This window comes from Corticicoccus populi (assembly GCF_042686195.1).
Lineage (GTDB): Bacteria > Bacillota > Bacilli > Staphylococcales > Salinicoccaceae > Corticicoccus > Corticicoccus populi.
On record NZ_JBHUOQ010000001.1, the window covers coordinates 34,092 to 60,056 of the forward strand.

28 protein-coding genes and 10 tRNA genes are annotated in these 25,965 nt (G+C 38.3%); 27 read left to right on the forward strand and 11 right to left on the reverse strand.

The annotated features are described in order from the left end of the window. Positions 1-95: 95 nt before the first annotated feature. The 5 genes from ACFSX4_RS00275 (at position 96) to yhaM (ending at position 6,805) form a co-directional block, all read left to right on the forward strand. On the forward strand, positions 96-1,226 hold the full coding sequence (locus ACFSX4_RS00275) for a DUF445 domain-containing protein (protein ID WP_377770393.1): 1,131 nt from the start codon (positions 96-98) through the stop codon (positions 1,224-1,226). Positions 1,227-1,279: 53 nt separating this feature from the next. Continuing rightward, entirely contained in the window at positions 1,280-1,630 is a 351-nt protein-coding gene (locus ACFSX4_RS00280) for a YlbF family regulator (protein WP_377770395.1), read from the forward strand. A 101-nt stretch (positions 1,631-1,731) separates the two neighbouring features. After that, positions 1,732-2,916: a metallophosphoesterase family protein gene (locus ACFSX4_RS00285; protein ID WP_377770397.1), complete on the forward strand. Its 1,185-nt coding sequence runs from the start codon at positions 1,732-1,734 to the stop codon at positions 2,914-2,916. A 7-nt stretch (positions 2,917-2,923) separates the two neighbouring features. After that, complete coding sequence (locus ACFSX4_RS00290; protein ID WP_377770399.1) at positions 2,924-5,851, forward strand: ATP-binding protein; 2,928 nt, start codon at positions 2,924-2,926, stop codon at positions 5,849-5,851. Positions 5,852-5,863: 12 nt separating this feature from the next. After that, a complete protein-coding gene (gene yhaM / locus ACFSX4_RS00295) occupies positions 5,864-6,805 on the forward strand; it encodes a 3'-5' exoribonuclease YhaM (RefSeq protein WP_377770401.1) in 942 nt (313 codons plus the stop codon). A gap of 207 nt (positions 6,806-7,012) precedes the next feature. Here the strand turns inward: yhaM and ACFSX4_RS00300 are convergent, their stop codons facing one another. The 3 genes from ACFSX4_RS00300 to ACFSX4_RS00310 all read right to left on the reverse strand — a co-directional run bounded on the left by ACFSX4_RS00300 (position 7,013) and on the right by ACFSX4_RS00310 (position 8,972). Beyond that, positions 7,013-8,020, reverse strand: a complete 1,008-nt coding sequence (locus ACFSX4_RS00300; RefSeq protein WP_377770403.1) for a peptidylprolyl isomerase — start codon at positions 8,018-8,020, stop codon at positions 7,013-7,015. A gap of 133 nt (positions 8,021-8,153) precedes the next feature. After that, positions 8,154-8,498 (reverse strand): YtxH domain-containing protein, encoded by a 345-nt coding sequence (locus tag ACFSX4_RS00305; RefSeq protein ID WP_377770405.1) that lies wholly within the window; start codon positions 8,496-8,498, stop codon positions 8,154-8,156. A gap of 36 nt (positions 8,499-8,534) precedes the next feature. After that, entirely contained in the window at positions 8,535-8,972 is a 438-nt protein-coding gene (locus ACFSX4_RS00310; protein ID WP_377770407.1) for an HIT family protein, read from the reverse strand. 89 nt (positions 8,973-9,061) lie between these two features. On the opposite strand from ACFSX4_RS00310, the gene ACFSX4_RS00315 reads away from it, so the two are divergent. Next, on the forward strand, positions 9,062-9,793 hold the full coding sequence (locus tag ACFSX4_RS00315; protein WP_377770409.1) for an ABC transporter ATP-binding protein: 732 nt from the start codon (positions 9,062-9,064) through the stop codon (positions 9,791-9,793). Next, entirely contained in the window at positions 9,793-10,995 is a 1,203-nt protein-coding gene (locus ACFSX4_RS00320) for an ABC transporter permease (RefSeq protein ID WP_377770411.1), read from the forward strand. Before ACFSX4_RS00315 ends, ACFSX4_RS00320 begins: the two co-directional genes overlap by 1 nt. A gap of 512 nt (positions 10,996-11,507) precedes the next feature. Here the strand turns inward: ACFSX4_RS00320 and ACFSX4_RS00325 are convergent. Next, positions 11,508-11,795, reverse strand: a complete 288-nt coding sequence (locus ACFSX4_RS00325) for a hypothetical protein (protein ID WP_377770413.1) — start codon at positions 11,793-11,795, stop codon at positions 11,508-11,510. 62 nt (positions 11,796-11,857) lie between these two features. Next, a complete protein-coding gene (locus ACFSX4_RS00330; protein WP_377770415.1) occupies positions 11,858-12,394 on the reverse strand; it encodes an antibiotic biosynthesis monooxygenase in 537 nt (178 codons plus the stop codon). Positions 12,395-12,544: 150 nt separating this feature from the next. Here ACFSX4_RS00330 and hemE point away from each other — a divergent pair, with 150 nt between their 5' ends. From hemE to ACFSX4_RS00350, 4 genes are all read left to right on the forward strand, one after another. Beyond that, the gene (gene hemE, locus ACFSX4_RS00335) at positions 12,545-13,591 is read left to right on the forward strand and encodes a uroporphyrinogen decarboxylase (RefSeq protein ID WP_377770417.1); all 1,047 of its coding nucleotides are present in this window, start codon (positions 12,545-12,547) and stop codon (positions 13,589-13,591) included. Positions 13,592-13,599: 8 nt separating this feature from the next. After that, complete coding sequence (gene hemH / locus ACFSX4_RS00340) at positions 13,600-14,517, forward strand: ferrochelatase (RefSeq protein WP_377770419.1); 918 nt, start codon at positions 13,600-13,602, stop codon at positions 14,515-14,517. Between the two features lie 19 nt (positions 14,518-14,536). Further along, a complete protein-coding gene (hemY, locus tag ACFSX4_RS00345) occupies positions 14,537-15,904 on the forward strand; it encodes a protoporphyrinogen oxidase (RefSeq protein WP_377770421.1) in 1,368 nt (455 codons plus the stop codon). A 68-nt stretch (positions 15,905-15,972) separates the two neighbouring features. Then, entirely contained in the window at positions 15,973-16,962 is a 990-nt protein-coding gene (locus ACFSX4_RS00350) for a lipoate--protein ligase (RefSeq protein WP_377770423.1), read from the forward strand. Between the two features lie 51 nt (positions 16,963-17,013). On the opposite strand, the gene ACFSX4_RS00355 is transcribed toward ACFSX4_RS00350, so the two are convergent. Beyond that, positions 17,014-17,241 (reverse strand): hypothetical protein, encoded by a 228-nt coding sequence (locus tag ACFSX4_RS00355; protein ID WP_377770424.1) that lies wholly within the window; start codon positions 17,239-17,241, stop codon positions 17,014-17,016. Between the two features lie 177 nt (positions 17,242-17,418). Here ACFSX4_RS00355 and ACFSX4_RS00360 point away from each other — a divergent pair, with 177 nt between their 5' ends. Then, positions 17,419-18,024 carry a competence protein ComK gene (locus tag ACFSX4_RS00360; RefSeq protein ID WP_377770426.1) on the forward strand — a complete coding sequence of 202 codons (606 nt, stop codon included), beginning with the start codon at positions 17,419-17,421 and terminating at the stop codon, positions 18,022-18,024. A 37-nt stretch (positions 18,025-18,061) separates the two neighbouring features. Here ACFSX4_RS00360 and ACFSX4_RS00365 read toward each other — a convergent pair. Both ACFSX4_RS00365 and ACFSX4_RS00370 read right to left on the reverse strand, forming a co-directional pair. Beyond that, positions 18,062-18,149 (reverse strand) — tRNA-Ser (locus ACFSX4_RS00365). A gap of 1 nt (position 18,150) precedes the next feature. Then, positions 18,151-18,225: transfer RNA gene (locus ACFSX4_RS00370), tRNA-Asn, on the reverse strand. A 152-nt stretch (positions 18,226-18,377) separates the two neighbouring features. On the opposite strand from ACFSX4_RS00370, the gene ACFSX4_RS00375 reads away from it, so the two are divergent. Continuing rightward, complete coding sequence (locus tag ACFSX4_RS00375) at positions 18,378-18,944, forward strand: GNAT family N-acetyltransferase (RefSeq protein WP_377770428.1); 567 nt, start codon at positions 18,378-18,380, stop codon at positions 18,942-18,944. A 151-nt stretch (positions 18,945-19,095) separates the two neighbouring features. Here the strand turns inward: ACFSX4_RS00375 and ACFSX4_RS00380 are convergent, their stop codons facing one another. Beyond that, on the reverse strand, positions 19,096-19,302 hold the full coding sequence (locus ACFSX4_RS00380) for a CsbD family protein (protein WP_377770430.1): 207 nt from the start codon (positions 19,300-19,302) through the stop codon (positions 19,096-19,098). A 380-nt stretch (positions 19,303-19,682) separates the two neighbouring features. Here ACFSX4_RS00380 and ACFSX4_RS00385 point away from each other — a divergent pair, with 380 nt between their 5' ends. Together ACFSX4_RS00385 and ACFSX4_RS00390 are read left to right on the forward strand one after the other, a co-directional pair. Further along, on the forward strand, positions 19,683-20,000 hold the full coding sequence (locus ACFSX4_RS00385) for a winged helix-turn-helix transcriptional regulator (protein WP_377770432.1): 318 nt from the start codon (positions 19,683-19,685) through the stop codon (positions 19,998-20,000). Between the two features lie 162 nt (positions 20,001-20,162). Further along, positions 20,163-20,360 (forward strand): hypothetical protein, encoded by a 198-nt coding sequence (locus ACFSX4_RS00390; RefSeq protein ID WP_377770434.1) that lies wholly within the window; start codon positions 20,163-20,165, stop codon positions 20,358-20,360. 73 nt (positions 20,361-20,433) lie between these two features. On the opposite strand, the gene ACFSX4_RS00395 is transcribed toward ACFSX4_RS00390, so the two are convergent. Beyond that, positions 20,434-20,994: a thermonuclease family protein gene (locus ACFSX4_RS00395; protein ID WP_377770436.1), complete on the reverse strand. Its 561-nt coding sequence runs from the start codon at positions 20,992-20,994 to the stop codon at positions 20,434-20,436. 602 nt (positions 20,995-21,596) lie between these two features. On the opposite strand from ACFSX4_RS00395, the gene ACFSX4_RS00400 reads away from it, so the two are divergent. From ACFSX4_RS00400 to ACFSX4_RS00440, 9 genes are all read left to right on the forward strand, one after another. Then, a tRNA-Met gene (locus ACFSX4_RS00400) sits at positions 21,597-21,670 on the forward strand. Positions 21,671-21,688: 18 nt separating this feature from the next. Continuing rightward, positions 21,689-21,764: transfer RNA gene (locus tag ACFSX4_RS00405), tRNA-Asp, on the forward strand. A gap of 22 nt (positions 21,765-21,786) precedes the next feature. Then, positions 21,787-21,859 (forward strand) — tRNA-Phe (locus ACFSX4_RS00410). 8 nt (positions 21,860-21,867) lie between these two features. After that, positions 21,868-21,940 (forward strand) — tRNA-His (locus ACFSX4_RS00415). Between the two features lie 19 nt (positions 21,941-21,959). After that, positions 21,960-22,033: transfer RNA gene (locus ACFSX4_RS00420), tRNA-Gly, on the forward strand. A 4-nt stretch (positions 22,034-22,037) separates the two neighbouring features. Continuing rightward, positions 22,038-22,109: transfer RNA gene (locus ACFSX4_RS00425), tRNA-Asn, on the forward strand. Between the two features lie 9 nt (positions 22,110-22,118). Next, positions 22,119-22,190: transfer RNA gene (locus ACFSX4_RS00430), tRNA-Glu, on the forward strand. A gap of 50 nt (positions 22,191-22,240) precedes the next feature. Further along, positions 22,241-22,328 (forward strand) — tRNA-Ser (locus ACFSX4_RS00435). A 382-nt stretch (positions 22,329-22,710) separates the two neighbouring features. Next, a complete protein-coding gene (locus ACFSX4_RS00440) occupies positions 22,711-22,929 on the forward strand; it encodes a DUF308 domain-containing protein (RefSeq protein ID WP_377770438.1) in 219 nt (72 codons plus the stop codon). A 239-nt stretch (positions 22,930-23,168) separates the two neighbouring features. On the opposite strand, the gene ACFSX4_RS00445 is transcribed toward ACFSX4_RS00440, so the two are convergent. Then, positions 23,169-23,762: a 7-cyano-7-deazaguanine synthase gene (locus ACFSX4_RS00445; protein WP_377770440.1), complete on the reverse strand. Its 594-nt coding sequence runs from the start codon at positions 23,760-23,762 to the stop codon at positions 23,169-23,171. A gap of 203 nt (positions 23,763-23,965) precedes the next feature. Here ACFSX4_RS00445 and ACFSX4_RS00450 point away from each other — a divergent pair, with 203 nt between their 5' ends. The 3 genes from ACFSX4_RS00450 (at position 23,966) to isaB (ending at position 25,944) form a co-directional block, all read left to right on the forward strand. Next, complete coding sequence (locus ACFSX4_RS00450; RefSeq protein ID WP_377770442.1) at positions 23,966-24,760, forward strand: helix-turn-helix domain-containing protein; 795 nt, start codon at positions 23,966-23,968, stop codon at positions 24,758-24,760. A gap of 86 nt (positions 24,761-24,846) precedes the next feature. Then, on the forward strand, positions 24,847-25,212 hold the full coding sequence (locus tag ACFSX4_RS00455) for a DoxX family protein (RefSeq protein WP_377770444.1): 366 nt from the start codon (positions 24,847-24,849) through the stop codon (positions 25,210-25,212). Positions 25,213-25,380: 168 nt separating this feature from the next. Then, entirely contained in the window at positions 25,381-25,944 is a 564-nt protein-coding gene (isaB, locus tag ACFSX4_RS00460) for an immunodominant staphylococcal antigen IsaB family protein (RefSeq protein WP_377770446.1), read from the forward strand. Positions 25,945-25,965 lie beyond the last annotated feature (21 nt).

Sequence of the window (25,965 nt, forward strand, 5' to 3'; positions counted from 1 at the left end):
TTTCAAGACGCCGCCGGCGTCTTTTTTTGTGGGATCGTTTGTTAAAACGGGTATAATGGTGTAGGATATGAAAGATAATTTAAGTAGGTGACGATATGAATTCAGTAACATTAGTGATTTTTATGGTGGTGACAGGTTCTTTAATTGCGGGGTTCACCAACATCCTTGCGATTAAAATGCTGTTTAAACCCTACCATGCTAAATATCTTTTCGGGATTAAACTGCCGTTCACCCCGGGTGTAGTCCCTGCAAGGCGTAAAGAAGTTTCCGTCAAGCTCGGTCAGATTATTACCGGGCACTTACTGACACCGGAAGTGTTTATCAGTAAAATCCGAAAGCCCGAGAGTGAGCGTTTTATCATTTCTTTCATTGACCGGCAGATTCAAACCATTGAAAATGAAAAACTCAGCATCTCATATTTTCTTGAGCGTCTGAGTGAGGGACTGACGGATAAAATCATTACCGGCTTTAATGAAACGCTGACAGACAAAATACATTCAGAAGGCGACCGGCTGTATCATGAAGTCATTTCAGACCTGGTGCCGGAAGATGCACTGCAGGTGATTGACGGGAAAGTTTCCAACATTCAGCCGCAGATAGAAAAAAAGATAAAGAGTTACATCACCTCTGAAAAGGGCTATAACGATTTATATGTAATGGTGGATGAGTTTATAGAACACAGAGGGAGACTTGCTAAAACTTTGAAACTGTTCCTGACAAAAGAATCGATTGTTGAAAGTATTCAGCGGGAAGTGATTAAGTTAAGTGAACACCCGAAAATGACGGGTATTATGAATGAATTTATCTCCTCTGAATATGAAAAGATCAAGACGAGCAGAGTTTCTGACTTCATGAGTGAAAAAGACAAATCAGAGCTCGAATCAAATATCGTTCAGACCGTCGGGAAATGGATTAACATTGAACGCCTGCTTGAAAAGCCGGTCGCAGAATTCAATCCTGCGCTGTTTGAGTCATTTAAAGAACGCGGTAAGTATAAGCTTCTTGATAACATGACGGATTATTTATCAGTAAATATGGTAAGGATAATGGATAAGCTGCAACTCGCTGAGCTGATTAAGGAACAGATTGACAGCTTTGAGATAGAGAAGCTCGAGGAACTGGTAATGGATGTTGCAAAAAAAGAGTTTCAGATGATTACTTTACTCGGCTTTATATTAGGTGCGGTTGTCGGCTTTGTACAGGGCTTGATTGTCGTATTTTTATAATTGGGTGAAATGTGTTAAAGTAGTTGTAGCCAAATAATAAAGGAGTTTGACTAATGACAGTAAATGTATATGATCAGGCGAATGCACTTGAAAGTGCACTGCGCAGTTCTGAAGAATTCAACACTATGAAAGACTTATATGGAAAGGTCAACGGCAATGAAGAATCAAAAGCATTGTTTGATGAGTTCCGTACAGTTCAATTAGAACTTCAACAAAAACAAATGCAGGGTGAAGAAATCGGCGAAGAAGATGTGATGAAAGCTCAACAAACTGCTGCAGAAATTGAAAAAGACGAAAATATCCGTTCATTAATGGAAGCAGAACAGAAAATGAGCCAGCTGATTCAGGATTTAAACCGTGTTATCATGAAGCCGATTGAAGAATTATACGGTGAAAACAGCTAATATAAATTAATTTGTTACGGAGGTCTGTTACAGGGCCTCTTTTGTTTTTAATTTTGATATAATGGATATAGATTGATTTGTGATAAGAGGATGTGACATGAATGGTTAAATTTATTCATTGTGCGGACCTTCATCTCGACAGTCCGTTTAGATCGAGAAACAAGATGCCGCATAATATATTCGAGGCACTGACTGAGAGCACGTATAAAAGTGTCACTAAAATGATTGATACTGCGATTGATGAACAGGTGGATTTTATTATCATCGCAGGCGATGTATTCGACCGTGCAAACCGTACGCTGAAGTCCGAAATATTTTTAAAGCGGGCATTTGAACGGCTGAAAGACAACGGGATTTTTGCCTATATCATTCACGGGAATCATGATCCGCTGACTGAGGGGATTAAAACATCCTGGCCGGATAATGTCAGCGTGTTTAAAGAGCAGGTCGAAACCTACCAGACGGTCAGTTCCAAAGGGGAGAATGTTTACCTGCACGGTTTCAGTTATTTCATGGATGATTCATATGAAAATAAACTCGATGACTACCCGGTGAACACGATGAACCAGGGGATTCATATCGGTATTCTTCACGGTACATATTCGAAGAGCAGTCATAAACAGGAACGCTACACCGAATTTAATCTGGAAACATTGAATTCGAAACTGTATCATTACTGGGCGCTCGGACATATTCATGTCAGAGAACAGTTGTCAGATCTTCCGCCGATTCATTATCCCGGAAATATTCAGGGACGTCATAAAAATGAATACGGTGAAAAAGGGTTTCTTCTGGTCGAAGGTGATGATGTGTATTTAAATACGAAGTTCATCCCGTCACAGGACATTATTTTCGCAGCCTATACGCTCGATGTTAAAGAGATTAACAAGCAGGATTTGTATCAGGCTGTTGCCGAATTTAAAAACCGTCTCCGTGAGCAGGGACGCCTCATTATTCAGCTTGAATTATATTATGAGGGTGAAGATGAAATGACAGAGTCTGACTTTAATGAAGTCATTGAGCTCTTAAAAGAAGATGAGAACGGTCTGAAACAGTTTGTCTGGATTGACCGTCTGACTTTAAAGTATTTAAATGAAGACCAGATTGCGCTCTTAAATGATATTAAAGCAAGTTATTCAGGCAATGAAGATATTTTTAAGGAGTCTTTGAATTCCATGTACATGGATCCAAAACTGAATCGTTTCCTGCCTGATATACAGACGCTCGACAAAGAAGAATTTTTAAAAGAAGGCGAAGAACGCCTGAAAATGTTGATGAGGAAGTAGTGATGATATGAAGATAGTATCACTGAATATATACGGCTACGGAAAGATTAAAGAAACTGTAATCAATACGAATCATCAGTTGGTGCAGATTTTCGGTGAGAATGAAGCGGGTAAATCAACAACGATGTCCTTCATCCATTCGATACTGTTCGGTTTCCCGACACGTAAAGAGCAGGAACCGAGAAGAGAACCGAGAATGCACAATCTCTATGGTGGAAAGCTGGTTGTGACTTTTCCTGATGAGGACGGACATATTGAAATTGAACGGGTTAAAGGGAAAGTTCAGGGTGATGTGAAAGTCTATCTGCCTGACGGTACGACACGCGGTGAAGACTGGCTCATTAAAAAGCTCAATTACATCGACAAGAAGACCTACCGTTCAATTTTTTCTTTTGATGTACTCGGCCTGCAGGATATTCATAAAAATATGACAGAAGATAAGCTACAGGAGTATCTTTTACGGGCAGGGGCACTCGGTTCTCATGAATATGATGAGATGATGTCTGCAATTGACCAGGAATTAAAGCTCATCTATAAGAAGAACGGGATTAATCCCGAGGTGAACCAGGAGCTCGAGGAACTTCGTGAATTAAACGGCAGAATCAACAAGCTTGAAGAGACTGAAGAACGTTACAAGTATTTAACCACTGAAAAGTTGAAAACAGAAGAAAGTGTATCTGCCAAGAAAAATGCATTGTTCCAGCTCGAAACGATCCGTAAACAGAAGATGAAAGAAATTATGTATCATAAAGATATTAAAGACTGGAAAGTGCTTGAAGGAAAATTAAATATCGCACCTGTTGTCTTCCCTGAAAAAGGGATTGAACGATATGAGAGACTTCAAAATAATATTAAACAGATTCACCGCGACCTTGACCTCCGTTCAGAGAAATTAAAGACTTTAAAACACGAGATTAATGCGGTTGAACTGCCGGATCCAAAAGACATGAATTACCTCAGTGTCCTTCAAAAAAGAGAGCCGGATATTAAACAGAAGAATCTCGAAGTTTCACGACTCGATCTCAATATGCAGAACCTGGAAGATGAAAACATTCAGCTCAGACAGGATATCGGCTGGCAGAAAGAGCATGAGGAAGTAGATGACTCCAATATTGTTAAGGAATCTGTGCAGACACTTCTCGCAAAATTTGATGAAGTATCTCTTGAAGAGCAGTACTTAATACGGGAGATTGACCATTTAAAGTCTGATATTAATCAACTGGATCAGGAAATCATTGAACTTGAGAATGCACAGATCAGTGATTCCCGTGTCAAAGCCAAACAGGAAGTGGTTCAGCGTGAAGTTGAACTGAAAGAAAAAGAAAAAATGTTTAAGCTGATTGAAAAAGAGTACGAACGTGAAAAGCGTGAACGTGACCGTGTAAAACGCGGGCAGTCTGCTCTAATCATCGGTATCAGTGTCATCACACTGTTAATCAGTGTGTATTACTTCTTCACAGATTCCCTGTTAATGGGCGGAGTCTTTCTTTTAGTCGGGGCAATCGGTCTGATATTCCTGTTCTTTATGAACAGAGATCATGATGACTCTCTCAAAATGGACTACGAACGTGAAGTGAAAGACCTTCAGACGGAAATCGATTATATGAAAGAGCGCACAGATGTCGACTTTGATTTGAATGAGGCACGCGATTTAAAAATGGACCTTCGGACATTGAACGCAAAGCGTATTTCATTTAAAGTGAAAATTGAAGAATTAAAACAGACACTCTCAGTGAAAGAGACACATAGAGATCAGCTGAATACGAGTCTTTTAAATGCGAAACGCGCACTTAAAATCAATACTGAGATTGAAAATAAAAACATTATTGATGCGATTCATACCATTCGTGAGATTAAACATAAGCGCAATCAGATTAACCGCCACATGGTTGAGAAGGGTAATCTGTTAAAGGCACTTCAGGAATTTAAACAGGAAGTGAAAGCTGACGTTAAAGATCTTGGAATCGAATTTTATGAGGCAACGATATTTTTCGATGTCGGTCAACTGCTTGAAGAAATGAAGACAAATAAGGCGAATTACCATCGTCTGGATGATCAGATTAAACTGATTGAGAGCGAACTGTCCAAACTTCAGGAGCGTCTCAATGAAGCGGAACAAGAAGTCCGCGGTCTGTTTGATTACGTCGAAGCAGAAGATGAAGAAGCATTTTATTATTATGCGAGAAAGTACGAAGAGTACCAGGACAACACACGCCGCTTCAAAACACTCAATGATAAACTTGAAGAAGAACATTTTGATTATGCTGCGAGAAATGAACTGTCTAATTTCATGCTGGCTGATTTGAAGGATGAAGAAGAGCACATCAACGGCCAGATTGATTCATTCAACGGAAAAATCCAGGATGAGCAGCAGATACTGGCAGAACTCAATCAGGAAATTACCCATTTAGAGGGTGACGGGAAACTTTCAGAGCTGAATCATTTATTCGAAATGAAGAAAAATATCATTGAAGAATTGTCCAAGGAATATATGTCTCTCTACTATATTAAATTATTGATTGAGACACATATTAAAGCGATTAAAGATGAACGTCTGCCAATAGTGATTGAAGAGGCCAGAAGCATATTTGAATATGTGACTAAAGGCCGCTATATTAATGTAGTATACGACGATAACGGCATCACAGTCAGACACAGCAACGGACAGGTATTCCATCCGCTTGAATTATCCCAGTCGACAAAAGAAATGCTGTATATCAGTCTGAGACTGAGTCTGATCAAGGCACTGAAAAGCTATTACCAGCTGCCGATTATCATTGATGATGCATTTGTTCATTTTGATAAAGAACGTAAGAAAATTATACTGGATTACTTAAGGAATGAAGTAAGTGATCAGGTCATGTACTTTACATGTAATCTTGATTCGTCTATTGCTTCATCCCAGACAGTGAAATTAAAAGAAAAAGTAAGGTAGGAGTGAGGGATATTGACCAGCATCGCTAACTTAAAAGCAGGGGACAGTGTAGAAACATTCTACCTGATTAAACGTGCCCAGCAGGGCGTCACGACACAAGGTAAACCTTATATGACACTTTACCTTCAGGACCGTTCCGGCGAGATTGAATCAAAACTCTGGACAGTTTCCAAAGAGGATATGGCAGTGCTTGTTCCGGAAGCTTTAATCAAAGTCAAAGGAGACGTCATTGATTACCGCAACAAGAAGCAGATGAAAATTGCGATGTATCGTCTTGCAAATGAAAGTGACGGCTTAAGCCCGAAAGATTTTGTCGAAAAGGCACCGCTTGATGAGGATACATTGTTTGACAGTATTATGGATTATACTTTGAAAATCGAGAGCGGCAGTCTGCAAAGAATTGTCAGACAGCTCATAGGAAAGTATAAAAAAGAGTTTCTGACATTTCCGGCTGCGATGACCAACCATCATGATTTTGTTTCGGGCCTTGCATATCATGTCCACTATATGCTGAGAACTGCAGAAGCACTGTGTGATATTTATCCGTCACTCAACAGAAGCCTGCTGTACAGCGGGATTATTCTGCATGATATTGGTAAAGTGAAAGAATTGTCCGGTCCTGTCGGTACAACATACACGACAGAGGGTAACCTGGTCGGTCACATCGTCATTGCCTGTGAGGAAATTACGAAGATGGCAGATGAGCTGAATATTGAAGGTGAAGAAGTGCTGCTCCTTAAACATTTAATACTCGCACATCACGGCAAGCTTGAGTACGGCTCGCCGAAAGCACCGATGTTAAAAGAAGCAGAAATTTTGAACTTTATAGACAACATTGACGCACGCATGATGATGATGGACAAACACATCGACAACGTAGAGCCGGGTACATTTACAGACCGTATCTTCCCGCTCGAAGGCCGGTTCTTCTACCGTCCGGAAACATTAAATTGATAAGAAGCATGTATGATTGGGAATTATCCGGTCATACATGCTTTTTTGTTTATAAATTTTCCCAGAATGCAGGAGTATAGCGGGGACGGTGCATTCAGTTTTAAATAGGTCAGAGAGGGCTCAGGAGTTATCCAATCTTATAGAGGGCGCAAAAAAGCAGAAACTCATTTTTATAAGAGTTTCTGCTTTCTTTATCAATTGAATATTTTATTCTTCTCCGAGCTCGTCTTCAGGATTTTCTTCTGTGTCAACAGCAGCTTCATCCTGCAAATAAGTGTCTTCGATGAATGTTCTGATGTCTTCATTTTCGAATTCAACATTGTATTCATCAAGGAGTGACTGATACATTGTCAGTACTTCATCGGGACTTTCCTGAACTCTTTGGTTCACAATCTGGCGTTTGACAGATGATAGCTCATCATCAATATTTTCTTCTTCGCCTCTTAAGATAATATGGTAGCCGAAGTCACTTTTTACCGGTTCTGTTGTCATTTCACCGGGTTCAAGTTCAAACAGTGCATTTTCAAATGGTTCAACCATCTGTCCTCTCTGTACATAGCCGAGGCTGCCGTTATTTGCAGCACTTCCCGGATCATCGGACTCTGCTGTCGCAAGTTCCGCGAAATCCGCACCGTCTTCAAGCTGCTGGATTAAATCTTCTGCTTTCTCTCTTGCTTCCTCATCAGTCAGTGCTTCTTCACCTTCAGGTGCCTCTTCGCCGTCTTCAGTGACGCTGACTAAAATATGAGAGCCTTCCCGTACAGATTCTTTTGCTTCTTCGTCTGTAATATCAAACTCATCGATGAAGTAACGGTCATGATACTGAGCGATTAAACGCTGTTGTTTATAGCTTTCAACATCAACATTGCTCTGCTGCTGCTGAAGCATCATAGCAACTTGTTCTTCGCCGCCCATTTCCTCAATTTCCTGGTCGATTTCCGCCTGAAGATCTTCCTGATTGAGTTCTTCACTGTATTTATCCATTAACACCTTATCTAAAGTGAGCTGGAAAGTTTGAGTAGCGACCTGCTGGGTGCCCATTTGATTCAGAATATCATCTGCTGTGACATCACCGGCATCACTTGATGCAAGGACCTCTCCAAAATCTACGTCACCTTCTGATGTTGTATTTTCCGCTTCTTCTCCGTCATTGGAACAACCTGCGAGACCAATGATACCAAGTGAAACGAGTAGGGGTGCTAATTTCTTTTTCATGAGTCAGTTCTCCTTTAATTTAACTACGATATACAAGAGCAAATATATCATAAAAAAGTGACGGTATACAAATTAAACATGCATACCGTCACAATATTTTAAAAATTAATACATTTTATCACGAAGCGTGAATTTATTTCTTAGTGAGTTCTTCACCACGGTTTTGAAGATTGTCTACATGCTCCTGAATATTTTCGATATTCGGTTTCATATCTGACTGGAAGTTTGAAATCATTGTTTTAATTTCATCGCCGAGATTACTGAAGACTTCCTGTGATTCATGCTTTGTTTTTAGGAATGAAGACTTCACTTCATCTGCTTCTGTTTTAATCTGGCTGATCTGTGATTTAATACTTCCTGATCCGGATTTCAATGACTGTGTTAAGTCTTTTCCGGATTTAGGTGCATTCAGTACTGCGATAAGTACACCGCCGGTGACACCGACGAGAAAACCTGCAGTTACATTTTTAAGTTTCATATTGTGTCACTTCCTTCTCATTTTAATAGGTGCAGATTATTCTGCAGTATCTTTTAAAGCTTCAATGACGGCATCTCTTAACGCCGTTTTTTCTTCATCTGTACGTTCTGTGGGATCATCTTCCCATTTATATCCAAAACCGTCAAATGAATTATCATAACGCGGGATAATATGGAAGTGAAGATGGAAGACGGACTGTGATGCATAAGAGCCGTTATTCTGAACAACATTCAATCCTTTCGGCTGGAATGCATCCCTGACTGCCTTCGAGACCTTCGTTACCGCAGAGATCACTTTGGCACCTGTTTCATCATCCAGTTCATAAATGTTTTCAATCGGGCGTTTCGGGACGACAAGTGCGTGCCCTTTACATACCGGGAATGCATCCATAAATGCAATCACGTCATCTGTTTCATATACAATGTTTGCCGGAATTTCTCTGTCTGTAATTTTCTCAAAAATAGTTTTGCTCATTCGTTGTACCTCCGTCTTATGATTGTGATATATTGTTCTTTAGAACAAGTATACAAATAATTTAATCGAAATAAAAGGAAGTCGGGCATATGGTACTGCATATAGATTCATTGACAGGCGGTTATTCTAAAACACCTGTCATTCATGATATCAGTTTTGATATAAAAAAAGGTGAAATAGTCGGCTTAATCGGTCTGAACGGTGCCGGTAAAAGTACGACAATTAAACACATACTGGGGCTCTTACGTGCACACAGCGGCACTGTCGAAGTTGCCGGTGAAACGATTGATGATGATGTTGAACGCTACAGAAGACATCTCGCATACATCCCTGAGACACCGATACTCTATGAGGAGTTAACATTACAGGAACATATTGATATGACCGCGATGGCATACGGTATTGATAAAGAGACTGCAGGCCGCCGTGCAGCACCGCTTTTAAAAGAATTCCGTCTCGATACAAAACTGTCTATGTTCCCATCCCATTTCTCAAAAGGGATGAAGCAGAAAGTGATGCTGATCTGCGCATTTTTAGTGGAGCCGGATCTCTACATTATTGATGAACCGTTTTTAGGTCTTGATCCGCTTGGTATTGAGTCGCTTATCCGTCTGATGATTCATGAGCGCTCAGAAGACCGTTCGATATTAATGAGTACACATATTCTCGCAACAGCGGAACGCTACTGTGATAAATACATCATTATTGATGACGGCAGAGTAGCGGCTGCAGGTACTCTGGAAGATTTACGAAAACATACAGGCCTCGAAGATGCGACCCTGGATGAAGTGTATTTGAATATTACGGGAGGACAGTTCTGATGTCACAGCACTTATACAGAGACCGTATCGATAAAGATGTCGGCATCAGAAGTTATTACAGTAAATTTATATTCAACAGTCACTTTCTGATTTTTATCGTCATTGCCGGCGGGGTGTTTTTATATACACTGCTTGATTTTGTGAGTACTGCTGCGCCCAATGTATGGCTGAATGTGATTCCCTCTATACTAATCAGTCTCGCGGTGTTTACAAAATACCGCTCACTGTTGAAGCGGGCGGATGAAGTATTTCTGCCGCCGTATGAAACACACATGAAGGCATACTTTAACAGAGTCAGTTCTTATTCACTGATTATCGGAATACCGAAAATAATTATCGTGTTTGTGGTCGCATCAATACTTTACAGTGCAGGCAATGATTTATTGATACTGATGTCGCTCTTAGTCTATACGACAGCGGCATATATCGCAGTATTTAATATCAGACGGGATGCTTTAAATTCACCGTTAAGTCTTTCTTTATTAAATACAGTACTTTTTGTACTGAACTTTGCTGCACTGATGCTGATTACAGTCACACCGTATATGATTTTTGCGGGTCTCCTGGCTTTATTTTTAATGAAGAAATACGTAGACAAAAGAATGTATGAAATTATCAACTGGCCGGATGTGATTCAGTTTGAAGCGGAGCAGGTGACGAGGTACTACAGAAATGTGTCGATGTTTACCAATGTCAAACATATCGATAAGCAGTTTAAAAGACGCCGCTATCTCGACCGGCTGCTTTGGCATCCGAAGGAGAATAAATATGATAAGGCACATATGTATGAGTATTTATTCTACAGATCATTCTTAAGAAATCACGATCTGCCGATGATTACACTGCGTTTAATCCTGATTTTCGGTGCAGCGATGATATGGATGAACACGCTTTACTTCAGTATTATTATTGTACTCTTCTGTACGTATTTAATCGTGCTGCAGATGTCTCAGATATATACAGCGCAAGCCTATCTCCTGTGGCCGAAAGTCTGGCCGGTCAACCGGAGTTTTATACAGAAAAGCTACGTGACATATTCACATAAATTGGTCTTTGTCATCACATTGATTTTAAGTGCACTTTTTATCGTGACACATCCCGGACATTTTTATATCGCAGTGATATTCCCGGTGTTCGGTTATATCATTAACCGTGTACTCAGCCAGTCTGTGTATAAAAAAGAAAGATTATTGAGCGATTAAAGTCAGTCTCTTCAGTCATATTAGACAGCAGGATTAGTAACAATAGACTTTTGCAGTGATTTTTTTGGCGCCTAAAATAATTTAAATTTATAAAAAATAAAAAATATTTTAATTCATGTTTATATAACCTTTTTTATGTAAATGTATTTAACATAAAGAAATTTTTAGTTGCAACTATGATTTTTTATTTCTTATAATAAAGGGGATTTTATGAAGCGAAAAACTAAAAATATTTTATTGGCTATAATTCTAGTAGTTATTGTTGTCGCTATAATATCTATAGTGGCAGGTAATATGCTACTTGCATAAAATCTTAAGTAATTGGAGTAATTTATCTGTTTGATTGCTATTGAACACTTAAACTCTTGTTTAAATGTTGTTATTAGTTTAAGAATATTGAAGATATTTTGCACTTTTACTGAAGTATATACTTCAGTAAAAGTGCTCTTTTAATTTCCCGTGCATCTTTTTAAAAAATTATTGGGCATGCTGAATTACCTTAAGTGTATGCATCAGTTACATTCTTTGAAATACTTTACCGCTGCCCATATTGGAGATATTAAATAGGCAACAATCATTGAATAATTGGCAATAATAGCGTTCCAATCTTTAGTTTTCCCTCCAAACTCTGTACTAACCGGGGTTAATGTGAAAATTGAAATGAAAAAGTAGATCGTTAGTATGATATAAGGGAAACTCAGAGCATCATGATTCAGTATGGCGTTAACAATTGTAATATAAAAGATAAAGAAGAAAATACCAATCACAATATTAAGCAGATATGTGAATTTGTCATTCACTTTATCACTCTCCATTTAAATCTAAACCCGGACTGAATTAACGGCCCGGGTGGTGGATTCAATTAAAATTCTGCCTGTTCTTCCTCATCGATGTGCACATTATCTTTTAATGGTAGATATAATTTAGATGAAATATAATCCTGGAATAAAGACTCTGCGTTTCTGTATTTATGAAGCACATCGGTTTTTAAATACTTCTGGTAGGAATCTGTATCTTTAAAATCTTTGTAGGCAGTTTTTGATGCCCATGTTGTAATAACGACAAATGAATCACCGTCAACGAGCTCACCGATACGATGTGAGATCAGACCGCTTTGTTTTTCAAGTGAATAGTGAAAATCCTTTAAGTGGCCGATGGTTGAATCATGACTGCTGTGTGCGACAGGAATCGTTGATATGACGGTTGGATACTGGTCGTTTAAATTACCGCCGCCGCATAAAACATTGTACGTGCGTTTTGAATTGAAAAGTGTATCTGTTGTATCATCTTCATAATACAAAACAGCATCCTGGCCGATAGCATTCATGGATAGACCATGATGTTTCTCAAAAACGTCATGAAGATAAGATACTGTTCCTGTTGTAATGTGTAAGTACATTATGTTCACCTCTTTAAAATGTCTTCTTTCTATATACCAATATTATATCAGCCTCAAACAAAAGCAAGTTGAAAATAAAACGAATTTTTGACATTAATCGAGTTATTAATAATTAATTTAAATAATATGTTAAAATGATGAGTGGATATAATGAGAACGGAGGATATTCTAGTGTTCAATGATACGTTATTAAGGGCAGCACGCGGAGAGCGAACGGATTATACACCGGTATGGTTCATGAGACAGGTCGGCCGCAGTCAGCCTGAGTACAATAAAGTAAAAGAAAAATATTCCTTAATTGAGATTACAAAGCAGCCGGAATTAACGGCTTATTTAACAGCGACGCCTGTTGAAAATTATAATGTGGATGCAGCTGTGTTATATAAAGATATTATTTCGCCGCTTGCACCGATCGGTATTGATGTGGAGATTAAGGCAGGTGTCGGACCGGTCATTCACAACCCGATTAAAGATATTAAAGATGTAGAAAAACTCGGGGAACTCGACCCATACAAGGATCTCGGCTACATTTATAAAACGATTGAGATTCTGACAAAAGAAAAACTTAATGTACCGCTGATTGGTTTTTGCGGGGCGCCGTTTACAGTCGCGAGCTATATGATTGAAGGCGGACCTTCTAAGAATTATCATAAAACGAAGCGTCTGATGTATAATCAGCCCGAAACATGGTTTAAGCTGATGGACAAACTGACCGCAATGAGTATTAAATATCTAGAGGCGCAGGTGGATTCCGGTGCTTCAATTGTACAGATTTTTGATTCATGGGGCGGAGCGTTGAACCAAAAAGATTATGCCTACTATTTATCGCCGTCGATTAATAAAATCGTTAAAGCAGTCCGTGCAAAAGGTGTGCCTGTGATTATCTTCGGCATCGGTGCGTCGCATTTAATTCATGAATGGAATGCACTGGATGTTGATGTTGTCGGGCTCGACTGGAGAACGTCTATTGAAGAAGCGAGAAACATGGGTGTTAAAAAAGCAGTGCAGGGGAACCTTGATCCGGCGCTGTTACTGGCAGACCGTGAAATCATTGAAAAAGAAGCAAAGTCCATTGTCGAACAGGGCAATAAAACCGGACATATATTTAATCTCGGACACGGGGTATTCCCTGAAGTGAATCCGGAGACTTTGAAGCAGTTAACAGAATATGTACACAACTACAGTAAAGGAATGTGATTTTTAAGATGACTACGAAAAAAGGATTACTCGTCATGGCATACGGAACGCCGTATAAAGAAGAAGACATTGAGCCGTATTACACACACATCAGACATGGCAGAAAGCCGAGTGAAGAAGCATTGACTGATTTAAAAGAGCGTTATGAGGCAATCGGTGGTATTTCACCACTTGCACATACAACAGAGAAACAGGCAACAGCACTGTTGGATGCATTAAATGAAGCGGGCGATGATGAATATCAGTTATATATCGGCTTAAAGCATATTGATCCGTTCATTGAAGATGCGGTTGCCAAGATGCATGATGACGGCATCACTGAGGCAGTATCAGTCGTACTCGCGCCGCATTACTCCAATTTTTCAGTCGGCTCTTATAATAAGCGTGCCAAAGAAGAAGCGGAAAAATACGGTATTACAGTGAAATCTGTAGAATCTTATTACGAGCAGCAGCCGTTTATCGACTTTTGGACAGATGCAGTGCAGGCATCCCTTTCAGAAATTCCTGAGAATGAACAGGACGACACTGCTGTGATTGTCAGTGCACACAGTCTTCCTGAGAAAATAAAAGAGCACAATGACCCGTATCCGGATCAGCTTGAAGAAACAGCGAAACTGGTTGAGGATAATGCGGATCTTAAAAATGTATTTATCGGCTGGCAGTCTGAAGGTAATACACCGGATCCATGGCTTGGACCGGATGTACAGGACTTAACGAAAGCACTGCATGACGAACACAACTTCAAACATTTCGTTTACCTTCCGCTCGGTTTTGTGTGTGAGCACCTGGAAGTACTGTATGATAACGACTATGAATGTAAAGTTGTTTGTGATGAAGTTGGTGCCGGTTACCATAGACCGAAAATGCCGAATACGGATGGTCGTTTCATCCAGGCAATGATTAATGAAATCAATAAACTAAACTAATATAAAGAAGGCGAATAATGTGACAAAAGTAGCGATTATCGGTGCAGGCATCACAGGCTTATCCGCACTTTATTATTTAGTTAAAGATAATGATGATATCACGGTGGATGTGTTTGATGCTGCAGACAGAGCAGGCGGTAAAGTCAATACACACCAGCGTGACGGTTATACGATAGAGCTTGGACCTGAATCTTATTTGAGCCGTAAAAAAATTATGACGGAACTTGCAGAGGAAATCGGTATGGCGGACGACCTGGTGCGTAACGAAACAGGTCAGGCCTATATTTACGCGAATAATCGTTTAAATACGGTGCCTCCGGGAACGATGCTCGGTGTACCGACAGAAGTGGCACCGTTTATTAAAACGGACATTGTTTCCTGGAAGGGGAAACTGACAGCGGGTCTTGATCTGTTGAAAAAGCCGAGACCTTTATATAAAGATGTCTCCGTCGGCCGTTTTTTCAGAGAGCGTCTTGGAGATGAAGTGCTCGAGAAAATGATAGAACCACTGCTTTCCGGCGTTTATGGTACAGATATTGACCGTTTGAGTCTGATGTCAACGTTCCCGTACTTCAAAGAACGTGAACAAAAGTACGGCAGCTTGATTAAAGGGATGATTAATGAAAAGCCGTCGAAGGAAAATAAAAAGAAAATCGGTCAGTTTTTCCAGTTTAAGAACGGACTGCAGTCGTTTATCAACCGTCTGAAAGAAGCGGGAGAAGAGCTCGGCGGCAGTGTTCATTTAAACAGTGATGTCTCAGCGATTGAAAAAAATACCGACGGATATACACTGACGGTGAACGGCAGAGAACACCAGTATGATCAGGTGATTGTGACTACACCGCATTTTCAGTACAAGCGGTGGTTTAATGATCAATCACTCGAATATTTCAACCATATGCCGGCAACAAGTGTCGCAACAGTCGTGATGGCATTTGATGACAGCCAGGTTGAAAATGATGTCGACGGTACAGGTTTTGTCGTATCCAGAACAATGGACACAGCCATCACTGCATGTACATGGACCAATAAAAAATGGAAACATTCATCACCGGAAGGGAAGACACTGCTGCGTGCATATGTCGGCCGCCCGGGGGACTTTATTGTCCATGAAAAAACAGATGATGAAATTGTGAGACTTGCCCGTAAAGATCTCGATAAAATAATGACCATTCACGGAGATGCCGAGTTCACTATTGTGACCCGGATGAAACACTCCATGCCGAACTATCATGTCGGGCATAAGGAAATTATCGACAGCATTCACAGCTATATGAACAAAGAATATCCCGGTGTTTACTTGATTGGGGCATCCCATTACGCAGTCGGTCTTCCGGACTGTGTACAGACCGCAAAAGATACGGCAGAGAAAATACTGAGCAAATAATACCAATAAGCAACCTGATGATTTATAATTGAATCAGGTTGCTTATATTTATATATGGAGGGAATTACGTGAAATTTATTTCGAATAATAATATTAAAGATCCAATGGTCAATCTGGCTATGGAGGAGTATGTGTTAAGAGAGATTCCGACAGACGATTCATATTTCTTATTCTACGTGAACCAGCCATCCATCATTATCGGTAAGAATCAGAACACGATTGAAGAAATCAATGAATCATATATCAGAGAGAATCATATAAAAGTCGTGAGACGTGTATCAGGCGGCGGCGCGGTCTATCATGACGAAGGAAACCTGAACTTCAGCTTCATCACTGAAGACGACGGTGACAGCTTCCATAATTTCAAACGCTTCACACAGCCGATTGTAGATGTCCTTCAGGAGATGGGCGTGAACGCTGAACTTTCCGGGCGGAATGACGTAGAGATTGACGGCAAAAAAGTATCCGGTAATGCGATGTTCACACAGAGAGGCCGTATGTTCTCACACGGTACTTTAATGCTCGAAAGTGATATTTCAGAAGTGCAGAATGCACTGAAAGTGAACCCTAAGAAAATAGAATCCAAAGGCGTAAAATCTGTCCGTGCCCGTGTCGGTAATATTAATGACTTCCTGCCGGAAACAATTGATATTGAAGCATTTAAACAAAGAATCTTAGCGAAAATCTTTGACGGTGCAGAAAATATTGAAGAATACAAACTGACCGACGAAGACTGGGAGAAAATCAACAAGCTGTCAGAAGAAAAGTATCAGACATGGGAATGGAACTACGGCAGAAATCCGAAGTATAACTTTAACGCCTCACATAAATTTACTGCCGGACTTCTCGATGTAAGACTCGATGTGAAAAAAGGCGTCATTGAGCATGCGAAAATATTCGGAGACTTCTTCGGCGTCGGTGAAGTGGAAGACATTGAAGAGAAGCTCATCGGTGTACAGCACAATTACGAGAAAATTGATGAGGCATTAAAAGACGTCGACATCAGCCACTATTTAGGACGGATTACAAGAGAAGAGTTTTTAAACTTAACGGTATAAGAAAAAGCCTGAGATGAAATTTTCATCTCAGGCTTTTTATGTACCAATATATTAGTGATACTTCACCAGTTCATTCTCAGTGATTTCGTTGAGCAGGCTGGTGTAAGTATTGAATTTTTCTTCATCTCTTTCAAGTAAGGCTTCTTCAATTTTGTCTTTGTAGAGTTTCTTGTTGAAATCTGTCAGCGCCTCCTGTAAAAGAAGTTCAGCAGATAAATCGTTAATAGTATTGATAAACATTTTTAACTGATTGACGGGATACGCTTGTTTCTTGCTCAAAGCGATCGCCTCCTCTATGAGTTCTTGAAATCGATTATAATACAAATTTTCAGTCAGGTCAATGCAAATGAGAATCAATATCAAGTGAATTATAGAAATTTAAATAAAGTTAACATTAAGTTAACTTTTATTAAATATGTGTTATAATATATTTAATAAAATTGAAAGAGGTGCTAAATGAAAAAACAACATTATTTAATCAATGAAGAAACAATGTATTTGATGTCTAAGGATAACATGGGATTAGTTGAAAGTAAGATAGGTGAATTGTATGGGGATGGAGAAATTTGTATATGCTCTCCAAACAAAATAATTGCAACTAATTGTAAGCATCATTCACAAAGTTATTCAGCACGAAAAGAATTGACGAAGCTATTAACCAATACTAATTCTAAACTGCCAATTATAATTGATTTATTTGGCCAACATATTTTCTTTTGTACTCATTCAGATAGAATAATTGATAATAATTGGTTTAATATTAAACATGTAGTATCATATAAGACTTTTGACGGTAATACACGTATTACATTCTCAAATAACGAAGTGATAGATATTCCAATATCATTCAATTCTTTCAATAACCAATATCTTAATGCATTAAAGTTACATTATCGATTTAGTTTACAAAAAGAAAAAGCACATCAAAAAGAAATGTCCAAGATATATCATTATTCTAAATTAAATAATTATAATAGGGAGAAGGGGAGTATGATTGCAGAAAGTATCGATTTGCTACATATGAATTATCTAGAAGAAATAAACAGGAAAATAGAGTTTTAAAAAAGAACCCATTCATTTTGAATGGGTTCTTTTAATACGGAGATGGAGGGATTTGAACCCTCGCGCCGCGTAAACGACCTACACCCTTAGCAGGGGCGCCTCTTCAGCCACTTGAGTACATCTCCATGGCTCCACAGGTAGGATTCGAACCTACGACCGATCGGTTAACAGCCGATAGCTCTACCACTGAGCTACTGTGGAATATTATTATTTTTCAATCGAACATCATTTATTATATCAACCGAACCATATCATTTCAATAGATTGTAGATATTAATTATTTAAATTTTACACTGAATTCATATATTATTTTATGATACGATTAATGAAATATAATGTGAAGGAGAAATTTCATGATCTATTTCAAAACAGACAGACTGATTTTCAGGGACTGGAAGGATACTGACCTGGAACTGTTCATTAATATGAATGCAGACAAAGAAGTGATGAAATACTTTCCGGATACATTAACGCAGGATGAATCAAAGGATTTTTTGAACCGAATTAAAGAAGAATTTGTAGACAGAGGATATGGACTTTACGCTGTAGAATTAAAAGAAAGTGGAGAATTCATTGGTTACATTGGTTTTCATCTTTCTACGTTCCAAGCTGATTTCACTCCGTGTGTAGAAATAGGCTGGAGGCTGAGGAAAGAATTTTGGGGAAAGGGTTATGCCACTGAAGGTGCTTTGTCATGCCTTGAATATGGATTTAACACTTTAGGTTTTAAGGATATCTACAGCTTCACAGCTGTTATTAACACACCATCTGAAAATGTAATGAAGAGAATTGGACTTAGTTACATAAAACATTTCAATCATCCTAAAGTAGAAAAAGGATTGTTGGTTAATCATGTCTTGTATCACATAAATGGTGCAGCGGTTGATGAATATCGCAAATCAATGCAGAGTATTTATTGAACACCTTCTTTCATAAATATCATGAACCAGCAGCATCCATAGCTAAATTGAAATCGTTTTGAATATATAATTATTCATAAATAAAGACACAACGACTGTTTACTACAGAAGTTGTGCCTTTAACGGATAAACATAACGTCATTTGACGATATTATTTATCTTTATTCAGTTTGTCTGAAACTTTATCAATCGCATCATTTGCTTTATCCTTCGCATTTTCAACGAATTCTTTTGCTTTTCCTGATGCTTTGTCTTGTTTACCTTCATTTTCTAATTCTTTATCATCAATCGCATTACCAACAGTTTCTTTGGCATTACCTTTTAACTGATCAACTTTGTTTTCTTCATTATTTGACATAATAGATTACCTCCATAATTTGTTGTAATATCAAAATACCCGCTTATGATTTTTTTAAACAAATTTTATGGGAATAAAAAAAGTAACGCCAGGGTCAATGACGTTACTTTAGTATATGCGAATATAGATTCAAGTAGTTGAAAATGATTTTTAAATATTAATAATAAGAGGGGGCCTATTAATTAATTGATAATCATTTTCAATTAAGATTATATGATAATTGAGAATCATTGTCAACTACATATATAAAAGTTTTTTTTAAAGTATTTAAAAAGAGGTGATGACTTACCATTAGTAACTGATTTACTAATGGTAATACTAAAATCTTCTAATGAATATTTTGCTGTGATATAATTGTTATATTAAAGGATGTGAAGTAAATGGCTCAACAAAATATGTGCCCACGTTTTGAAAAAGCAGTCAAAGTATTGAGTCAGCGTTGGATTGCTTTAGTAATCTATCAAATGCTTGAAGGACCAAAGCGTTTCAGCGAAATTCAATCAGGAATTGGTGTGAGTGGTAAAGTATTGTCAGAACGCCTAAAGAGTATGGAAACAGAAGGCATTGTTCATAGAGAAGTTTATCCGGAGACACCGGTAGTGATTGAATATTCTTTAACTGATAAAGGCCGGTCATTAGAGCCTGTTTTGAGAGGTATTGAGAATTGGGCTGAAGACTGGGTCGAAGTAAAGAACTAATTAAATATTTTCAAGTGAGCGTATGGGTTCATCCGTACGCTCATTTTTTATGCAGATAGACTTTTCTCATTAATTAAGTTTTATTATTTTAGTCCGGGGTAAAACATTTACAAGGATGACAACTTGCTTAATGACTTCATTGAATATAGGGGGGAGTGTATTATGCCTGATTCAAACGAAAGAAAAGAAGGTATGCCATTAATAGCGGTAGTATCAGCGATGCTTGTATTTCCTGTTCTTGCGGTTTTAATATTTACAGGGATTATTTCATTACCTATGTGGGTAGGATGGCTTGTGATAGGATTATTTGTAATAGAAGTGATTATGTACTTCGCAGTGATTAGGAAAATCCAGTCATGATTATGGTTAATCGTACATACAAAAAGTATTGACTACGTAAAAAGAGAGTGCGAATTATTCGCACTCTCTTTTGTCATTCCAAGGACCAAATACCTAATCCTTCTTCTTTAGCGAGACGCTCAGCGTCTTCAAGCTGCTGCTGTCGGGAAGTATTAGGCGGATTTAAATATCTCACACTGGCCAGACCTTCTCTTACTAAACGCTCGTTAATCATTTCTCCATCTGCATAGACATAAACCAAATATCTCCCGTGATGATCAGTTTCTGGACCGACATCAAATTCAACTTCAATCGTTTCTGCATTTTCCAGCAGTTCCTGTGTTCTGTCAGCAGCTTCAACAGCAAAGGGCTCTGGATCTCCAGTTGAAGTATTGAGTTCAGGGGTATCAATAATCAGATACCTGAAACTTTCGCTTTGTCCGTTGTAGTAGAAGCGTGTTGTGTCTCCGTCAATATAATGATCGACTGTTACCTCCGTTCTGTCCTCATCGGCAGGTGAATCTTCTGTAAAATAGTAGGAAGCTGCGGCAATAATAATAATTAGAATGATGCCCGGCAGACCGAGTTTCTTGAGTTTGTTCCGGGATTGTCTGTTGTTTAACTGATTTAAAATTTTCTTGTTTTTATTATTCAATGTAAATCCTCATTATTATCCATATTTTGTTTAAATCTTTGAGTGCACACTCGTTCCAGTAGTGTAAACGACTTTTTAGCTGACTGAGTCTATGACTCTTAGAATATTATAAACTAAATAATGGCTTCTTATAAAGAGAGAGTGGAAAGTTAAGATAAAGTATTCATTTTGTCTCTTTTATAATCAATGTAATAAAACGATGTAAATAGTTTATATTACTAGATGAAGGGAAGAGTAAATTATATTTAAAAGAGAGGGGACTCCTGAATATGTGGAAAAAAATAATGTCGATTATTTTACTGGCACTTATTTTCGCGTTAATTTCATATATATTTACCACGGATTTAAGAAGAACACTTTGGGTGGGACTTGGGGCACTATGTGTTCTCATTATAAGAGAAATTATCATTAGTCTTTATAAAAGTGTAAAGAAAAATTGAACAGGTGAGAGGATTAAGTATTATATGAAATATGGGCCGATTATTTAAAGACATCATCAAAAGTGTAATATTTATGTAATTTAATCGGTGAAAAGACTTGAAATAAAGTCATAAAACATATAATATATTATTCAGACGTTAAAGAAACGCAAATAATATTGTCGCGGGATAGAGCAGTCTGGTAGCTCGTCGGGCTCATAACCCGGAGGTCGGTGGTTCAAATCCGCCTCCCGCAATTCTTTTTTTTATGTCCAGGTCCCGTGGTGTAGCGGTTAACATGCCTGCCTGTCACGCAGGAGATCGCGGGTTCGATTCCCGTCGGGACCGCCATTATTTTTTTATTACATATTTAGGTTCAGTAGCTCAGTCGGTAGAGCAAAGGACTGAAAATCCTTGTGTCGGCGGTTCGATTCCGTCCTGAACCATACTTATGGCGGTTGTGGCGAAGTGGTTAACGCACCGGATTGTGGCTCCGGCATTCGTGGGTTCGATTCCCATCATCCGCCCTTTCGCAAAATTTTACCTGCGGGTGTAGTTAAATGGTATAACCTCAGCCTTCCAAGCTGATGTCGTCGGTTCGATTCCGATCACCCGCTCCATTATTCCACAGTAGCTCAGTGGTAGAGCTATCGGCTGTTAACCGATCGGTCGTAGGTTCGAATCCTACCTGTGGAGTTTTTTTATGGCCCGTTGGTCAAGTGGTTAAGACACCGCCCTTTCACGGCGGTAACACGGGTTCGAATCCCGTACGGGTCATTTTGAAGTGTATACATCAATGTGCACTTCTCTTTTTATTTTAATATTGTGGACAGCTGGCCGAGCGGCTTAAGGCGCACGCCTGGAACGCGTGTAAACGGCAACCCCGTTTCTAGGGTTCAAATCCCTAGCTGTCCGTAAAGTGAACTGATTAAATCCCTTAAAATCTTGTTTAAACCTTGATTTTAAGGGATTTTTCTATATCCGTATATGATTTAAAGATACTCAATTTTGGCACCATGACATAAGCAGCATCTTTGAGTCGGACATATAGGATTAATTACATATCATTTTTTGTTATTATACAATTGGTACACTTGATTTGATATTTGCAGTGTATATATATTATTAAAATAAAGGTACTTATATAGTATGAGTACACAGAAGTAACAAGCGTAGTAGCTATAATAGTTTTAGTCTTCTTTGATATTAATTTAACCCTTTTTTTGAATTATTTGTTAATATGTAGGCGCCTTGTTTATACTAAAATAAACATTCTGATTAATAAAGGGTGGTTTTGATGGGAAATAGAAGTGAAAAGAATGGTAAAAGAATTTTGGAGATTGCCAGTAATATTTTTTATATTATTGCTGTAGGAATTTTGCCTATTGTAATAGGCGTAATACTTTATAGAGATTTAGGAGTAACATTATATTTATTGTTAATATTAGTAGGCATTATGGCCCTTATATTAGGCTTTGTAAGGATAATGAAATTGATGAAAAATAAGCACTATTAATGTAAATATTAAATGCTTATATGATACTTTTGTTAGTTTTGCAATTCCGACAAAATTCTTAACCCTAGGCTTTGTTCATAAGCAAAAGGTACGAAGTTTCCTCGCTATACATAGCTGCAACTATTAGGCAAAATTTGTGTAAGACTAATAGTATTGAGGGTTAATAATTAAAAAATTGAAACATAAGAAGAGCGGTTTCCCGCTCTTTAGTCGTTGATCATTAATCATTGAATGTTGTTTTATCTGTAAAAAAACAAGGTCTTTTCCAGATGATAGTTTGTGTCATCTGTGACACCCGCTTCACTGAAGTGCTTAATCCGTTCAACACAGGAATCGCAGTAGCCGCAATGACTGTCTGTCCGGTTCTTACAGCTCCATGTTTCGGAAAAGTCAGTATCTAAATACTCACCTAAATTGAGTACTTCGGATTGACTGTAGTACAGGAATGGGGCTTCAACATGAAAGTTTTTCCCTGCTTTTAAAGAAATGGTTTCAGACAATGTGTTGTTGAAGTATGAAATACCTTCCTTGTTCACAGTGTCATTTTTATGAATGCCGTAGAACAATTTGTCGGCATTAATTTTTAAAGCATAATCGGCAGCGAGTGTGACGAGTACACTGGGACTGATATTCTTGGTTGTTTTTAAATCTACATAGTATGCAGAATCAGTGATTCTCTTAGAAATCGATTCAGCAGCATGCACTCTGGCTTTACTTTTAGAATCACCTAGATTAAAGTTTAAAGTGGAGACATCATACCCTTTCTCATTCGCCCAATGTACCAGAGCTGCAGAGTCCGGACCTCCTGATAATAGTACTAATGCTTTTTTCAAAATCTCACTCCTCAATCAATTACATAAAATTAAAGATACTTATGAATCCTGTCAGCCATGGGAAGAAGTTCGTAATCTCCAGTAAGTCCATTAAAATCACCTCTTTAATCATCTTTGATTGAATTATAGTCGGTGTTTTTAATAAAAATGGCTGATGCATTATTTTTAGAAGTTTCAACTTTTTAATAGGGTGGTGTGATATAATGGATAGTTTAATCAAAGAAATCAGAGAATCCAGAAGTTTGAAGAAAATTGATGTTTACGATGGGATTATTTCCAAAGATCTATACAACAAAATTGAAGAAAATCTATCCAATGCTAAAATGGGTGACTTAATACTCATTCTGGACAAGCTGGATATTTCTTTTTTGGAATTCGGCTATATCATCAACACATATATACCCAATGTCCATTCGGTTTTAATTAAAGATATGAGAACAACATTTATATCCAGTAACGCTTCAAAGCTTGAAGGTTTGATATCAAAGTTTAAGACGAATCCAACAACATACTATCTACTACTGAGTGTGAAAGCCATTACTGAAAATAAACTGGATGATGCCCATAAATATGCACGCTGTGTCTGGGAGAAGCTCCAAGAGTATGACACATATTTTCCGCATGATGTATATTATCTGGCACAGATTTTTTATTTGTTTCCTTTTAAAGAAGGCTTAAATATTATCGATATTTTAAAGAAGCAGTTAGATTATTGGAGGGAATTCGATAATTTAAAAGTGACAGAGGTCAGTTTTTATTTGAATGCGGGAAGATATATTGAGGAAACAGAAGGAAAGTCGGCACATGCACTTGAGTATTATTATAAAGGGCTGGAACTTTCCAAGCGGAATGACTTTGGCAGATATACAGGAATTGCGTTACTCAGAATAGGATCGGTCGAAAATGATCAAGCGAGGATACAGGAAGGCAAAACAGTTCTTGAAATTTTCGATCCTGATATTTTAGCTGTAATGCTGAAGGATATTGGTGAAAGTTGAGCCGGTTGAAAAGTAATCAATTATTTTGTGATTTAAAGCGTCGTTAAAAATACAAATTAGCGGCGGATAAAGTGGAGGTCGTCAATATGAAAGTATTACTGCGGATATTGTATTCTATCCTGTTATTTGGTGCAGGAGTTCTGCATTTTACAAATGAAAAAGGTTTTCGAAAGATTGTACCTGAATCACTGCCTTTCAGAAAAAGTATTGTTCTGGTCACGGGTGTTTTTGAAATACTCTTTGCGGTAATGCTGTGGGTGAAAAAAGGGCAGCATATTACTGGGAAACTGCTGGCGTTTTTCATGATTGCAGTATTTCCGGCAAATATTTATATGGCAGTAAAACGAATTTCATTCAGCCCGGATAAACCGGCAAACTTGTGGGTATTATGGCTGCGCCTGCCGCTGCAGGTTCCGTTGATTATCGGTGCGCTGACCCTCGGCAGGAAATGAAAATCAGCGTAATTATAATCAATTACCTGTGTAAAGAAAAATAAATCCGACCTCAATGGTGTAATATAATTTCGTTATTAACATTTAACTTTGAAATTTAATTGTGTTATACTGATGGTGAAATGTCACTCAAGCCACTAACGCAAATCCAAACTGGAGGGTGTTATTATGCGCAAGCTGAGACATATTTTGTCTACAGGTGTTTTTGCGTGCGTTGTCATTTTAAGTACAACTTTGGCAGTCGATGGAGCAGACAGGATTGAAGCGTCAGAAGTGGAGATTGGACAGGATGTAACGGCCGTTGAAAATCCGTGGTACAGTTACTCGGGGTATACGGGCTATAATCATGACGGTGAATTTATACTGGACCCGTATTTTGTGAACGCAGTCGCTTATCAGAGTTTTACGATTAATGGATATGAAATTGATGGTTCAAAGGAAGCAATGGATGAATACGGGGAGAACCATACAGTTGTAGAGACTTATGATCAGCAGATATTAAAATATGCAGATGGAAAAGCAATTGGTGTCAGCTTCCCGGTCAACTCAGGTGCTGTATCTAAAGAAGCGTTATTTGATGTATACGGTGAAACTGAAAATGCCGCACCATCAGATCCAGATGAAGTCGCATACTACAATTATCAAATCGAAGATCAACGCATTCAATTTGTTGTAAGAGATGGATGGGTAACAGAAGTTCGTTATGGCGGAGATTTGATGAATCACTCATAATGTATGAATAAAATGAAGTAA

What these genes read in the sequence shown, in the direction of transcription:
- hemE (WP_377770417.1), top strand. Translation starts at nt 12,545, where the DNA reads ATGAGAACGGAGGATATTCTAGTGTTCAATGATACGTTATTAAGGGCA.
- isaB (WP_377770446.1), top strand. Translation starts at nt 25,381, where the DNA reads ATGCGCAAGCTGAGACATATTTTGTCTACAGGTGTTTTTGCGTGCGTT.
- ACFSX4_RS00320 (WP_377770411.1), top strand. Translation starts at nt 9,793, where the DNA reads ATGTCACAGCACTTATACAGAGACCGTATCGATAAAGATGTCGGCATC.
- ACFSX4_RS00300 (WP_377770403.1), bottom strand. Translation starts at nt 8,020, where the DNA reads ATGAAAAAGAAATTAGCACCCCTACTCGTTTCACTTGGTATCATTGGT.
- ACFSX4_RS00310 (WP_377770407.1), bottom strand. Translation starts at nt 8,972, where the DNA reads ATGAGCAAAACTATTTTTGAGAAAATTACAGACAGAGAAATTCCGGCA.
- ACFSX4_RS00280 (WP_377770395.1), top strand. Translation starts at nt 1,280, where the DNA reads ATGACAGTAAATGTATATGATCAGGCGAATGCACTTGAAAGTGCACTG.
- ACFSX4_RS00455 (WP_377770444.1), top strand. Translation starts at nt 24,847, where the DNA reads ATGAAAGTATTACTGCGGATATTGTATTCTATCCTGTTATTTGGTGCA.
- ACFSX4_RS00385 (WP_377770432.1), top strand. Translation starts at nt 19,683, where the DNA reads ATGGCTCAACAAAATATGTGCCCACGTTTTGAAAAAGCAGTCAAAGTA.
- ACFSX4_RS00290 (WP_377770399.1), top strand. Translation starts at nt 2,924, where the DNA reads ATGAAGATAGTATCACTGAATATATACGGCTACGGAAAGATTAAAGAA.
- ACFSX4_RS00380 (WP_377770430.1), bottom strand. Translation starts at nt 19,302, where the DNA reads ATGTCAAATAATGAAGAAAACAAAGTTGATCAGTTAAAAGGTAATGCC.
- ACFSX4_RS00330 (WP_377770415.1), bottom strand. Translation starts at nt 12,394, where the DNA reads ATGTACTTACACATTACAACAGGAACAGTATCTTATCTTCATGACGTT.
- ACFSX4_RS00305 (WP_377770405.1), bottom strand. Translation starts at nt 8,498, where the DNA reads ATGAAACTTAAAAATGTAACTGCAGGTTTTCTCGTCGGTGTCACCGGC.
- ACFSX4_RS00315 (WP_377770409.1), top strand. Translation starts at nt 9,062, where the DNA reads ATGGTACTGCATATAGATTCATTGACAGGCGGTTATTCTAAAACACCT.
- ACFSX4_RS00285 (WP_377770397.1), top strand. Translation starts at nt 1,732, where the DNA reads ATGGTTAAATTTATTCATTGTGCGGACCTTCATCTCGACAGTCCGTTT.
- hemH (WP_377770419.1), top strand. Translation starts at nt 13,600, where the DNA reads ATGACTACGAAAAAAGGATTACTCGTCATGGCATACGGAACGCCGTAT.
- ACFSX4_RS00275 (WP_377770393.1), top strand. Translation starts at nt 96, where the DNA reads ATGAATTCAGTAACATTAGTGATTTTTATGGTGGTGACAGGTTCTTTA.
- ACFSX4_RS00450 (WP_377770442.1), top strand. Translation starts at nt 23,966, where the DNA reads ATGGATAGTTTAATCAAAGAAATCAGAGAATCCAGAAGTTTGAAGAAA.
- ACFSX4_RS00360 (WP_377770426.1), top strand. Translation starts at nt 17,419, where the DNA reads ATGAAAAAACAACATTATTTAATCAATGAAGAAACAATGTATTTGATG.
- ACFSX4_RS00440 (WP_377770438.1), top strand. Translation starts at nt 22,711, where the DNA reads ATGGGAAATAGAAGTGAAAAGAATGGTAAAAGAATTTTGGAGATTGCC.
- ACFSX4_RS00375 (WP_377770428.1), top strand. Translation starts at nt 18,378, where the DNA reads ATGATCTATTTCAAAACAGACAGACTGATTTTCAGGGACTGGAAGGAT.
- ACFSX4_RS00390 (WP_377770434.1), top strand. Translation starts at nt 20,163, where the DNA reads ATGCCTGATTCAAACGAAAGAAAAGAAGGTATGCCATTAATAGCGGTA.